Here is a 13,195-nt window from a genome sequence, read left to right as displayed (position 1 = left end):
ACAATCGCCGCTGAGCGTGATTACGAACGGAAATTTCTTTGTTTGTATCTTTCTTGTTGTATCTGGTTTGGTACTGTCTTGGTCTTTATTCGATCCGGATAAGGCAGCTCCGAAGCTTTCCTCTATCGCATTAAAAAGGTATTTTCGCTTAGTTGCTCCTGCGGTTGTGGTTTGTGCACTCGTATACGTTTTGATGATTTTCGATCTTCTGAAAAATCAAGAAATTTCTGGCATAACGGGCTCCTCGTGGCTACACAATATCTACAACTGGGATGCGCCGTCGGTTAAAGATTTTCTCACGACGTCGCTAATTTCGATGTGGTTTGTTGGAACCAACTTCTTTTCAACAGCTTTTTGGATGCTGAGCGTTGCATTTTACGGGTCTTTCCTAGCAATGTTTTGCGCCATGATGGTGTGGGGCAGGAATTCTAGGATTGTGTGGGTGTGGATTGCGCTGGCTGTTGGCCTGCTCTGTTTAAAGCAGTACCAAACCTATTTAGCGTGTTTTCCGCTCGGAACAGCATTAGCTTATTATTTTGCCACGTCAAAGAATCGCAACGGCAAGGCGCCTTCGCGATCTCAAACCTTGCTTAACGTAACTATCGTGCTAGTCGGCTTATTGTATGGCGGTTACCCGACGGGCGTGGAACACCCAACCAATATTTATCACTATCTGCCTGTGCTCGATTTTGGCTCAGGCAAAGCTGTGAGCGCGCACGTGTTTGGCGCAGTGGCTTTGCTTTATGGCATACATAAACTCGCATGGATACAGCGAATACTTGAGCACAAAGTATTCCTCTTTTTAGGTGACCTCAGCTACTCACTTTATTTGCTGCATATTCCTATCTTGTGTACAGTCACGATCGCTATTTTCCAAGGTGTTTATGGTCAAGTGGGAAGCTATAAGCTGAGTGTGTTGATCGCGCTGGTTTTGTCGCTGATGATCATCGTGTTTGTTTCACATCTGTTCTATCGGTTTATTGAGATTCCGCTGACGAAAGCCACTAATAGATTCATTGCGCCTATCGGTACGGATGAAACAAACGGTCTTCCGGCCGTGTGCGCGAAGAACGCTCACTGATGACGCTCACACAGCGACGCCACCAGGGCTTCCGCCCGTGCAGGCGACGAACGCTCACTGAAAGCTGAAAGCTGCTTTGGTGTAGTCATCAGTTCCGCGACCACATAGCCGGGTAGCCGGACACTACAAGCCCTCAAACAAGGCCCTGACACGCTAAAACAAGGCCCCGGCACGCCCAATTCAGACACACAATCGAGCCTTTAACCCCTTTACCCCGCACTTTTTGGTGCGATTTCGCAAACATCTCCACATATATCGAGATCATGCAAAATCCACACCAAATCCCGGCGGGTACAACCGCGACAAGGTTGCTGACATACCCGTCATGTGCGCAATCTGCCGTATTTGCCTACTAACTGTGCAACGTAAACTTACTAGCTCCGCAACTTACACCCAGTTCCCAATCGTCACTTTCTTTAGCAGTAGCATATAAGCAGACTATTCGATATTCAGGTGATCACATGCGTATTTCTCCGCTCGGCAACCGCCGTCCGCTCCGCTCGGAACTGCCGCAATATGTCAACGGCACAGTCGACGACATCCTCTGCCCGCATCCGTGGCTGCTCATCGTCGGCATCAACCCTGGTCTGTGGACTGCGGCGGTCAACGCGCCTTTTGCCGCGCCATCGAACCGCTTCTGGCCGAGCCTCTACAATGCAGGTCTTTTGCCGAATCTCGTGGATGCTACTGCTGGTCTGAAGCCTGAGGACGAACTGGCGATGCAGGAGCGGGGGATCGCGCTCACTAACTTGGTAAATCGGGCGACGGCGAAAGCTGCTGAGCTTCGCCGAGACGAGCTTGAAGCGGGTGGACGACGTTTGGCGCACCTTGCGCAGGAGCTTCAGCCTGACGTCGTTGCGATTCTCGGTATCACGGCGTATCGTGAGGCGTTCGGGAAGCCAAAAGCGCAATTGGGGAGGCAATACGATGACGGCGATCGTCCAGTTTCGCTTGGAGATGGCGAATTGTGGGTGCTTCCGCAGCCGAGTGGGCTCAACGCCCACGCCACTATGCCGGTGTTGGTGGATTGGTGGCAACAAGTAGCTGCGAGACGACGTCGCAGCTAGACGTAGCGCCTAATGGGCGAAGCTTCGCCCCAAAGTATCGAGCGCTGCTAGGTATAGCTCGTATTCCTTGCGGCCTTGTGTTTGTTACAAGTCCTTGCCTTGCTCGGCTGCTGCTCTGATGATGGAAACTCCGAGGAAAAACATTGGCATCACGATTAGCGCTGCCAGTAGCATAGCGATTGGCAACGGAAGCTCAGGCGTTGCGTGCATTGCTTCAAGAATTACTCCGAGAACTGCAAACCCGCACGGCAATGCAAATGCATAATAGAGGCGTTTGTGAAATCCGCGTGGTCGTGGGGTTCGGCGCTGAGAAGTCTTGGCCGACAAAATAGCGCAAGCAAGTAAGAACACCATAGTTGATACCCACAGCACAATCCCGCCATAGGGTATTGCGGTGCGGTTCAACAGCATCGTGAAATGAAGTGCTGTTATTCCTGCCCAAACTATGTATAACCAGCCTTCACCGGCACTCACTAGTATTTTTGGGTTGTCCCGTGTATAGGTGCGTCGCGCCGGTGCGTTGTCTTTGCGTTGCGATGAAAAAACGTCGTGACCACTCATGTAACCATGCTATTGACCGAGCGACTTCCTTGTAAAGCAGTTTCGTCAAGCAGCTCTCGACAGTGGTGCGGCGCAGATTATTCCCCGCACCACTAGTGTAATTATGCACTCATGGCAACCGATGAAATATGGTGCTGAACATCTGTGTGAATATCGTACATAACCGAAATAACACGCAAATCGCTTGGCAATAGCTTGCTGTGTGGCTAAGCTGAAAAGTGCTGGAGCAAGTTATAACTGCAACAGTATTTTCGCTGGTAATAGGCTATTGTTGCCTATTTTCCAGAATTCAATTCTCACCGATTGGAGAAAATTGTGTCCAAGAAACTCAAAATGCTAACGAGCGTTGCTCTTTCAACTGTACTAGCAGTGGGAAGTGTGTCGGCGGCGTCGGCATCGAAACTCTCCGAGAAATCAAACGTGATGGCATCTACACCGTCAACCTCTTTGTATCAAACGAACTCTAGGCAAATACGCGATCATCGCCGTGCTTGGCAGGGCGTCAAAGGTACTGATCCAGAAGGTGATCAGTACCTTTCTTTTTATCACGACATTCCTGATATATCTGGGATGAGACCGGGTGCGATCATTCGCACCCAAGAGGTAAATAATCCTTGGAATACACTCGGTATCAGCGAAAATGGCCCATATAAAGGCGTGCGAATCCTCTATACCTCAATCAACCGCACTGGCAAGAAAATTCCGGTTAGCGGTGTGGTGATAGAGCCAAAAGCACCATGGAAAGGCAAAGGGTCACGTCCTTTGGTGGCTTTCGCTCCCGGTACGCAGGGCGTCGGAGACAAATGTGCTCCATCGCGAAAAATAGCTGATGGCGTGGGAGATTATGAACAATGGTTTTTCACGTCGATGTTGAAGCGCGGCTACGCAGTAGTGGTGACGGACTATGAAGGACTTGGCACTCCAGGAATGCATACCTACATGGATCGGATATCTCAAGGGCATACGGTACTCGATAGTGTTCGTGCAGCCTTGAACCTTGATGGTTGGGATTTATCGGCACAAACGCCACTTGCCATGAATGGGTATTCCCAAGGTGGTGGTGCTGTGGCGAGTGCTGCTGAACTTGCCGACGACTACGCTCCCGAACTCCATTTCAAGATCGCAATTGCTGGAGCTGTCCCCGCTGATATTTCCCTCATACCCCAACAATACGATGGCACAGTGTATTTCTTGGCTGAAGCCTACGCGATTTTGGGCCTCGGCAAGAGCTATGGAGTAGATTTCATGAGCAAACTCAACGAAAAAGGCAAGAAAATGATGACTCTGGCAGCAAATTCCTGTATCACGGATTTCGTGCCATTCGTGGGAGTCAAACTGGATCAGCTCACGACTGACGGTTCCACGGTGCAGGATTTGGTTGCCGCAGAGCCTTACAAGTCGATGCTCAAGGAACAGCACATCGGTTATGATGCCCCCTCAATGCCGGTAGTGGTTACACACAGTCGAGGGGACGATATCATCCCTTACTATGTAGGCGAAAAGCTCGTATCTCAATGGCGTGCTCGTGGTGCGGATGTAACGTTCGTTCCAATGAGTGCCGGAATGCATGTAACTGGCACAGTTGCTCATCTCAAGATCGCTATGCAACAGCTTGCCAATGTGTTCGGGCGTTAAACTCTCGAATTTTGTACGACTGAGAATTGGGCATTGATCTGAATCTAGATTTGCCTGTTGACGTGAACTAAGGGTGGGAAGTGCGATAATCGTTCACACTTCCCACCCCTCCTTATTAGCCCTTTATAAGGCTGTATTTTTAGCTTTTGCTGATTTGGCTCTAGGTTTTGTTGTGACGCGTGGTCTGGTAGGTATTGCCGTATGCTGCGGCACTAACGCTGTGCAGTTTAGATCGGATGCCTATACGGTTCGTGCAGCATTTGCTGATGTTTCAGCCGGTAGCCGTATTACAGGTCAGTAACTATTGTGGTGTGGTTGGGTTATCAAATCGACAGCCCGGAAAAATTGCGGTTGCTACAAAGTGAACAAATTGGAAAAATCAGGCAAAACGCTTGTTTTGGGATATATTGTGTCGATAATCTGTGAAACGTGTTGATCACAAGCAACACATCTTCCGGTTATGGTGCGGTTTCTCGTGCCATATCCAACTATCAACTCTCACCGATTGGAGTTCATCGTGCGTAAAAATACGACGATACTTTCGTGCCTGGCTCTGTCATCCTTGTTGTCCGTCGGTCTTGCGCCGTCGGCAACAGCGGACGTAAACCAGCCACAATCCTCTGTTCACATGCAAGTCAACGGTACACTGAATCCTCAGGGCGATGAATATCGACCTTTCTATTATGACGTTCCGTCATTGTCTGATAAAAATCCGGGCACTTTGATCCGATCTGAACACGTAAACAATCCGCAAAACCCTTTGGGACTTAAAGACAATGGTCCATACAAGGCAACGCGTATACTCTATGTTTCGAAAAACCGCACGGGAAAACTGATACCCGTGAGCGGAATCGTCATCGAATCAAAAGAGCCATGGAAAGGTAATGGAAAACGACCACTCATCGCTTTCGCGCCTGGTACACAAGGTGTAGCCGATAAATGCGCACCGTCTCGGCAACTCGCCGACGGAATCGGTGATTACGAACAAGTGTTCTTTGAACCTTTACTCAAGAAAGGCTACGCCGTAGTCATAACCGACTATGAAGGCCTCGGTACACCAGGTATGCATACCTACATGGATCGCGTGTCGCAAGGACACGCAGTTCTTGACAGTGTTCGTGCTGCTCGTCAGCTTGTCGGATGGGATCTAAGTGTCGATAATCCACTGGGAATCGACGGTTATTCCCAAGGAGGTGGAGCATCAGCGAGCGCAGTTGAACAGGCTGACGAGTACGCTCCAGAGCTGAAATTCAAGGTGGCCGCAATCGGCGCCGCTCCCGCTGATTTAACTTTGCTTCCACCGACTCTTGACGGAACCTTGTACTTCCTATTTGAGGCGTTCGCGTTTATGGGAATCAGCCACAGCTATGGAATTGATTTCACTGCGGATCTTAACAAAGAGGGTAAAGACGTCATGCTACGTGCTGCCAACGCGTGTACGCAAGATTTGATTCCATTCATTGGGAAGAAACTCGAAAAGCTCACGATTGATGGAACTACAGTGCAACAGTTCATCAACAAAGAGCCATATAAGAGCATGCTTTCTGATCAACATATCGGATACCGCGCGCCGTCTATGCCGGTAACCCTAACTCACAGCAAGGGCGACGATGTCATTCCATTCCACGTTGGTGAAAAACTGGCGAAAGAGTGGTCGGCTAGTGGAGGAAATATCACATTCGTCCCGCATACCTCCGGTGCGCATGCATTCGGATCAATCACTCACGCGAGGATTGCTGTTCAACAGTTTGAAAAGGTGTTTGGACACTAATCTAGCGGTGATATTGTCCGCCTAGCAGGTGCAACTGCGAACTCTGTCTGAGTGATCGCTTGTTGACTTTCGCCGGCCGCTGGATAAACATAGTGTGGGGAGTGCGATAATCGTTCGCGCTCCCCACACTGCTACGCTGAGTTGATGTATCTATGACGGCGAGCTCAGCAAAGCAAACGACCCACCACCGCATCAACCACGGTCACCATCAATCTCACCACGACTGCGGCACCGGAGCACCCTCACGATAGCCAGATGCCGACTGAATCCCCACAATCGCCCGTTCGTAGAACTCCTCAATTGTGCGGGCTCCTGCATAGGTGAACGAGGAACGTACACCGGAGATGATCTGGTCGATCAAGTCCTCCACGCCTGGTCGTTCAGGATCGATAAACATACGCGCTACAGAAATTCCCTCTTCAAATAATGCTTTTCGTGCCCTATCGAAATCAGACTCACCCGCGGTTCGACGCCGCACTGCTCGCTTTGATGCCATACCGAACGATTCCTTGTACGGACGTCCGTTCGCGTCATAATGCAAATCTCCAGGTGATTCGTACGTGCCAGCAAACCATGAACCGATCATCACATTGGATGCACCCGCGGCAAGAGCTAAGGCGACGTCGCGTGGATGGCGCACACCGCCGTCGGCCCACACATGAGCACCATATTTTGCTGCTTCGGTGGCGCACTCAAGCACGGCCGAAAACTGCGGACGCCCCACGCCTGTTTGCATTCGGGTGGTGCACATTGCGCCTGGTCCCACACCTACTTTGACGATAGAGGCGCCAGCCTCCACCAAGTCGCGCACTCCGGCTGCGGCAACCACATTTCCGGCAACCACTGGGAAACCGTCCGGCACTACGGAACGAACTGCCTTGACTGCGTCGATCATCTTTTCTTGATGCCCATGAGCGGTATCCACCACGATAATATCAACTCCGGCTTCAACCAGCTGCGCCGCTTTACTTGCCGGATCGCCATTCATTCCGATTGCCGCACCGATGCGCAGCTGGTTGTTGGCATCGACTGCCGGCTGGTAGATCGTGGAGCGGACGGCGCCAGAGCGAGTGAGAATACCGACGAGCGCCCCCGATTCGTTCACTACCGGAGCGAGATCATGATGCGCTGCTTTGAGCGTGGCAAACGCTTCTTGCGCGTCGGTCCCCTCTTTGATTGTGAACAGCTCGGTACTCATTACTTCACGCACTTGAGTGAAACGATCAACGCCCGTTATGTCTGATTCTTCAACGATTCCCACCGGAATATTGGTTTCAGGATTTACCACGATTGCTGCGCGATGTGAGCGCTTTGGCAACAAGCCAAGCGCATATCCGCAGGTGTGGTGAGGCTTGATGGTCACAGGAGTGTCATAAACGAGGTGGCGCGACTTCACTTCGCGAATATTTTCCACCACCACGTCAACTGGAATATCTTGGGGAATGATTGCGATGCCGCCGCGGCGCGCTACCGTCTCCGCCATTCGTTTTCCAGAAATTGCCGTCATATTGGCGACGACGAGCGGAATCGTTGTACCTGATCCGTCCGAGGTGCGTAGATCAACGCTGTTTCGGGAGCCAACTGCAGAACGCGAAGGAACCATGAAAACGTCGTCGTAGGTCAGATCCATGATTGGTTTAAGGTCATTTAAGAATTTCACTGGAAAAGCCTAGCGAATTTCACTGAATATTGAAAGAGTGTTCATCATAGTGATGCCTGTTGTATCAGTATGTGGACTGTAGGTGTTTTTGATCAGACTCTCGCTTCGCCACGGTTTGGATAACGAAAGAGTATAATTGCAGGTGTTAACCGTACTGGTTACAAGGAACCTCACAAGAAAGAGCCGTGTATGCAGCACTCAACTTTCAAAGCGTGGATCGTCCGTAAAGATGCAGGTCACGCCCAAGCCTCGTTCGAAAGTTTCGATGAAAGTTTCCTTCTCGCGGGCTCGCCTTGCGTTAATAAGGGCGACGACGCCGTATCGCGCCTGCTTGGAGGAACGGAACCGCGCGTCGTCCTACGCGTTAAATACTCGAGTATTAACTACAAGGACGCTCTTGCTCTCGAAGGAAAACCCGGAATTATTCGCCAGTATCCATTGATTCCTGGTATTGATCTCGTAGGTGAAGTGGTTGAATCTTCGGATTCGCACTGGAAGCCAGGTGTGACTGTGGTGCTCACTGGTGCGGGAATCGGCGAAGAAAAACATGGTGGTCTATCTGAGCTGGCATGCGTGAGCACAGATGCGCTTATTGCCTTGCCAGAAGTATTTTCTGCCAAGCAAGCAGCAGCTATCGGCACAGCCGGTTACACTGCTGCTTTGTGTGTGATGGCTTTACAAGATGCAGGAATAGATAAAGACAAAGGCCCGATCCTCGTTACCGGTGCAGGCGGTGGCGTGGGTTCGATCGCGGTTGCGCTCCTCGCAGGGCACGGTTATGAGGTACATGCGGTGACGGGTCGGAAAGAGACCCTAACCCCGCAGCTCACCATGCTCGGTGCGAGCCAGATTCTCTCCCGCGAAGAAGTGAATACCAATGGGAAGCCTTTGGTGAAGCAACGCTGGGCTGGTGCCGTCGATACCGTTGGTGGAGACATCCTCGCGAGCGTATTGGCAGCTATTGAACACAACGGTGCTGTGGCAGCCTGCGGTCTGGCAGGCGGAGCACAGCTTTCATGTACCGTAATGCCATTTATTTTGCGCGGCGTTAATTTGCTCGGTGTGAACTCAGTGCTCGTGGATTATGAGCGCCGCCTCGCCGCTTGGGAGTTGCTTGGACGTGCTCTGGATACTTCTCTTCTGGATGCCGTCACCTCCGAGGTAGAGCTAGCCGACGTGCGGTCGGTTACGCGCGAACTTTTGGCTGGTAATGGCACTGGTCGCACTGTGGTGCATGTAAGCTGAGCGAAAGGGTGCCTGCTAAGTGTTATAAGATATTCGGCTTCGTATGATCGGGCACTCGCCCAGCCATACGAAGCCGAATATCTTAACTGCCGAATACCTGAGTTACTGAAAACTAGTTTTTGTCGAGCTCAGAAATAATCTCATTGAGGGTGGCCGATGGGCGCATCGCGTCGGCAAGTTTCGAGCGATCTGGATGGTAATAGCCACCGATATCCACGCTCGTACCTTGGGCGTCAATGAGTTCTCGCTCAATATCGTGCGCTTCGTTTGCCAAACGGCCAGCGAATGGTGCGAACGCTGCGGCGAGCTCGGCGTCGTCGTTCTGTTTTGCAAGCTCATCGGCCCACCAGATAGCGATCCACGCATGCGAGCCGCGATTGTCAATTCCACCAAGACGGCGCGAGGGTGATTTATTTTCATTGAGGAGGCGTTCGGTGGCGCGGTCGAGTGCATCCGCAAGTACGCTCGCCTGCGTATTGCCAGCAAACCGAGCAAGTTGGCGCAAACTTTCAGCCAAAGCTAAGAACTCGCCGAGAGAATCCCAACGCAGGTAATTTTCGTCAATGAGCTGCTGCACGTGCTTTGGAGCCGAACCGCCAGCGCCAGTTTCAAAAAGTCCGCCGCCAGCCATGAGCGGCACCACCGACAACATCTTTGCTGATGTTCCCAACTCCATGATCGGGAACAAATCGGTGAGGTAATCGCGCAGCACATTGCCGGTTACCGAAATCGTGTCCTCACCGCGGCGAATACGATCCACCGAGAACTGGGTGGCCTCTGCAGGGCTCATAATGCGAATATCGAGCCCGTGAGTATCCTCATCTGCCAAATAAGCTTCGACTTTAGCTCGCAGTGCCCGGTCATGAGCTCGCTCAGGATCAAGCCAGAACACGGCAGGCATGCCGGAGATGCGTGCGCGGCGTACTGCCAACTGTACCCAGTCGCGGATAGGAGCATCTTTTGCCTGGCAGCTGCGGTAAATATCGCCCACTTTCACGCTTTGTTTCATCACAACGCGTCCATCGCTCAAGCGCACTTCCACTGTGCCATCGGCATCGATCACAAACGTTTTATCGTGCGAACCGTATTCTTCAGCCTTTTGTGCCATCAATCCGACGTTCGGTACAGTGCCCATCGTTGTTGGATCAAAAGCGCCATTCTTCTTGCAATCTTCTACCACCACGCGATAAACGCCTGCGTAGGTGGAATCAGGAATAACTGCCAGTGTGTCTGCGGGGCTGCCGTCCGCTCCCCACATTTGCCCCGAATTGCGGATCATGGCAGGCATCGACGCATCAATAATTACATCGGACGGTACGTGCAAGCTGGTGATGCCCTTGTCTGAATTGACCATGGCAAGCGCCGGCCCATTGACCATTTCTTCTTCAAAGGATGCGCGGATTTCCTCACCGTTGCTAAGTGCTGGCAAGCCATCGAGAATGGAACCCAAGCCATTCGAAGCGAGCAAGCCGGCCGCCTCAAGCACCTCGCCATACTGGGCAAAAGTCTCTGGGAAGAATGCGCGCACCACATGACCGAAAATAACCGGATCAGATACTTTCATCATGGTGGCTTTGAGGTGGGCCGAGAAGAGCACCCCCTGCTTTTTCGCGAAACGTACCTGCTCAGTGAGGAAAGCGTCGAGCGCGCGGGCTTCCATCTTGGTCGAATCGAAGATCTCGCCAGCGAGTACAGGAATATCTGCTCGCAATACCGTTTCGTTACCGTTTTCGTCGATGTGAACGATCGACACGGCGTCGTCCTTTTCGATGACGACGGCCTGCTCGTTGGAACGGAAGTCGCCGTGACGCATCGTTGCCACCGTCGTCTTCGACTCTGGATCCCATGCGCCCATCTTGTGTGGATGAGCTTTGGCGTAGTTCTTCACAGCTTGTGGGGCGCGGCGGTCGGAGTTTCCTTCGCGCAGAACCGGGTTGACGGCAGAACCTTTCACAGCGTCGTAACGGGCGCGAATGTCGCGTTCTTGGTCGGTACGAGGATCGGATGGATACTCAGGCAACTCGTATCCGTGTGCTTGGAGTTCCTTGATAGCCGCGAGGAGCTGGGGGAGCGAAGCTGAGATATTAGGCAGCTTGATGATATTAGCTTCGGGAGTCTTGGCGAGTTCGCCAAGCTCGGCGAGGGCGTCAGAAGTGCGCTGTGACTGTGGGAGATAGTCGGACAATGCGGCAAGGATACGTCCTGATAGCGAAATGTCACGTTCTTCTACTGCCACACCTGCTTGTGAAGCAAATGCCTTCACAATGGGAAGGAATGACGCGGTTGCGAGCATAGGGGCTTCGTCGGTGTGTGTATATATAATCCGTGCCATGTTTCAACTCTCCCTCGGGTTGTGTAATAGGTTGTTTCTTACCTAGTTACCAGCATAGTTCAGAAACGCTCTCAATGGACGAAATTTCTCTCATGGGAAATACGTCCTATGTAAAAATGTTCTCAAATAATGTGAAATCTGTCTAGAAATAGCCAATCAGAGATATTTTGTTTGTGCCGGAGTGGTCACTCGTGTTTAGAATCGCATGAACCAGAGACGGTTAGGCGGAAATATGAAACAGTGGCATGATACCGACGGCGTGGTGGAGTTTCCATCCGGGCGTCAGGTACGTGGTCGTTCTTGGCGAGCATCAGTAAGTGAAGATGCTGATATTTCTGTGGTTTTAACTACCGCTTCTGGCAAAGAATTTTCCAATAATGGCATTATCGGCGCAGGTGAAACGATCACTATTGACTGGCCAGACTACCGTCTGCCACGGCGTCCGGCGCAAGCGATTCAGGTGTTGCGTGAGGTCTGGGAACGTGCCGAGCACGAACTCCTCGAAATTACCTGCTCGGGTGGGGTAGGCCGTACCGGAACGGCGCTCGCGATTCTAGCAATTTTTGAAGGAATGACGGCGGCCGATGCCATCGACTTCGTGCAGGAGAAATACAATCCTGGCTCAGTGAGTGAACATGCTCAGCGAGGCTTTTTGCGGGATTTCGACACCGAAGAATAAAAATCATCATTTTTCGTTGATTTTTCGGTGTATTGTTGTTATTGAGTTGTTATTGAATCGTTGCGTACACTCGTGGTGCTTCTCGCAAATCGGCTATTAGTACTGTGACTACCTGCGTAAATAAGATTGCAAAAGGGTAACAGCGGCAGTGGCTAGGTGCGTCCACTAGGCAATGTCGCTATACTTACCGGCGTGCTTGTGGAAGCAATATTGCTTCATTGTGAGCATGCTGAGCTGGGAGTATATGCGATATATTCGCAAGGGGCTGGTGGTCGCAAGGCTTGCCCTTGGATGTATTGCCCGATGCTTTGAGTTTCGGCTGTATATGTAACCGAGAGAAAATAGGATTATGGATTCATTCGCTGCCGAGGTGGAAACAACACCAGAGAAGCAAGTTCTTGAGAACCTGCTTGCTCTTGATGTTGCCAGCGAAGAAATCGAGCGCTACGGCGTTCATCCAGATCAATATATTGAATGGTACGGTCCAGAAGACGGAAAGGTAATCTGCTTTATTCACGGCGGATTTTTCCATGAGGACGGGACTTTGCGTTATTTGCGTCCCTCGGCCTTATCTCTCGGTGAGGCAGGATATCGCATCGCACTTCCTGAATTTAGGCGCGTGCCTGGTAATCCGGCTGTGTCCTTGGAAGATATGGCAACTTTGGCTCGCCACCCGCTACTGGCCGAAGCAACGTGGCTCGGGCATTCAGCCGGATCGCTCAATGTGCTCAATGTTCTCTTTAACACCGACTTAAAGCCTGCGCACGGCGTTGTGCTGGCACCAATTTTTGATCTGCGGCGCGACGCCGAAGAAACGCCCAGTATCTCATCTGCCGCAACGATTCATTGGTTGGGTGGAACACCAGCGGAAATCCCAGACGTTTACAAAGAATTCGATCCGGCAGTTCGCTACGCACAACTCGGTGCTGATGGCTTTACCGGTGCTGGATATCGCCTCGATATTATCCACGGCGCCGACGATGCCACGATTCCGGTGCAGCGCACACGAGATCTCGCCAGTGAACCTTTTAATATTGCCATCGTGCCAGAAGCAAACCATAATGACGTTATTCGCCCAGGTCACGATGCGTGGTTGTTGCTCTTGGGAGCGCTTGGTTAATCTCGGTGAGCTTGGGTAATTTTGCGCTGAGCAATACACTGGAA

The 13,195-nt window shown here is 51.6% G+C and carries 11 protein-coding genes; 8 read left to right on the top strand and 3 right to left on the bottom strand.

The annotated features are described in order from the left end of the window. Positions 1-16 precede the first annotated feature (16 nt). Together EZJ44_RS00600 and EZJ44_RS00595 are read left to right on the top strand one after the other, a co-directional pair. Positions 17-1,081: an acyltransferase family protein gene (locus EZJ44_RS00600; RefSeq protein WP_165496053.1), complete on the top strand. Its 1,065-nt coding sequence runs from the start codon at positions 17-19 to the stop codon at positions 1,079-1,081. Positions 1,082-1,542: 461 nt separating this feature from the next. Beyond that, positions 1,543-2,148 carry a mismatch-specific DNA-glycosylase gene (locus EZJ44_RS00595; RefSeq protein ID WP_131279090.1) on the top strand — a complete coding sequence of 202 codons (606 nt, stop codon included), beginning with the start codon at positions 1,543-1,545 and terminating at the stop codon, positions 2,146-2,148. An 84-nt stretch (positions 2,149-2,232) separates the two neighbouring features. On the opposite strand, the gene EZJ44_RS00590 is transcribed toward EZJ44_RS00595, so the two are convergent. Continuing rightward, the gene (locus tag EZJ44_RS00590) at positions 2,233-2,709 is read right to left on the bottom strand and encodes a hypothetical protein (protein ID WP_131279088.1); all 477 of its coding nucleotides are present in this window, start codon (positions 2,707-2,709) and stop codon (positions 2,233-2,235) included. A gap of 315 nt (positions 2,710-3,024) precedes the next feature. On the opposite strand from EZJ44_RS00590, the gene EZJ44_RS00585 reads away from it, so the two are divergent. From EZJ44_RS00585 to EZJ44_RS00580, 3 genes are all read left to right on the top strand, one after another. Further along, the gene (locus tag EZJ44_RS00585; RefSeq protein ID WP_206661821.1) at positions 3,025-4,344 is read left to right on the top strand and encodes a lipase family protein; all 1,320 of its coding nucleotides are present in this window, start codon (positions 3,025-3,027) and stop codon (positions 4,342-4,344) included. A 172-nt stretch (positions 4,345-4,516) separates the two neighbouring features. After that, positions 4,517-4,645 carry a hypothetical protein gene (locus EZJ44_RS08935; RefSeq protein ID WP_277751381.1) on the top strand — a complete coding sequence of 43 codons (129 nt, stop codon included), beginning with the start codon at positions 4,517-4,519 and terminating at the stop codon, positions 4,643-4,645. 216 nt (positions 4,646-4,861) lie between these two features. After that, complete coding sequence (locus EZJ44_RS00580) at positions 4,862-6,115, top strand: lipase family protein (protein ID WP_165496052.1); 1,254 nt, start codon at positions 4,862-4,864, stop codon at positions 6,113-6,115. Between the two features lie 214 nt (positions 6,116-6,329). Here EZJ44_RS00580 and EZJ44_RS00575 read toward each other — a convergent pair whose 3' ends face one another. Next, a complete protein-coding gene (locus EZJ44_RS00575; RefSeq protein WP_131279084.1) occupies positions 6,330-7,775 on the bottom strand; it encodes a GuaB1 family IMP dehydrogenase-related protein in 1,446 nt (481 codons plus the stop codon). A 189-nt stretch (positions 7,776-7,964) separates the two neighbouring features. Between EZJ44_RS00575 and EZJ44_RS00570 the strand changes: the two genes are divergently transcribed. Next, positions 7,965-9,020: an MDR family oxidoreductase gene (locus EZJ44_RS00570; RefSeq protein WP_131279082.1), complete on the top strand. Its 1,056-nt coding sequence runs from the start codon at positions 7,965-7,967 to the stop codon at positions 9,018-9,020. 112 nt (positions 9,021-9,132) lie between these two features. Here the strand turns inward: EZJ44_RS00570 and EZJ44_RS00565 are convergent, their stop codons facing one another. Beyond that, positions 9,133-11,352: an NADP-dependent isocitrate dehydrogenase gene (locus EZJ44_RS00565; RefSeq protein WP_131279080.1), complete on the bottom strand. Its 2,220-nt coding sequence runs from the start codon at positions 11,350-11,352 to the stop codon at positions 9,133-9,135. Positions 11,353-11,584: 232 nt separating this feature from the next. Here EZJ44_RS00565 and EZJ44_RS00560 point away from each other — a divergent pair, with 232 nt between their 5' ends. Next, positions 11,585-12,031, top strand: a complete 447-nt coding sequence (locus tag EZJ44_RS00560; RefSeq protein WP_165496051.1) for a protein-tyrosine phosphatase family protein — start codon at positions 11,585-11,587, stop codon at positions 12,029-12,031. A 349-nt stretch (positions 12,032-12,380) separates the two neighbouring features. Beyond that, positions 12,381-13,151 carry an alpha/beta hydrolase family protein gene (locus EZJ44_RS00555; protein ID WP_131279076.1) on the top strand — a complete coding sequence of 257 codons (771 nt, stop codon included), beginning with the start codon at positions 12,381-12,383 and terminating at the stop codon, positions 13,149-13,151. Positions 13,152-13,195: the final 44 nt, after the last annotated feature.

The organism is Arcanobacterium bovis (genome assembly GCF_004331995.1).
In the GTDB taxonomy this organism is placed as follows: domain Bacteria; phylum Actinomycetota; class Actinomycetes; order Actinomycetales; family Actinomycetaceae; genus Arcanobacterium_A; species Arcanobacterium_A bovis.
This window is presented reverse-complemented; position numbering and strand designations above follow the sequence as displayed.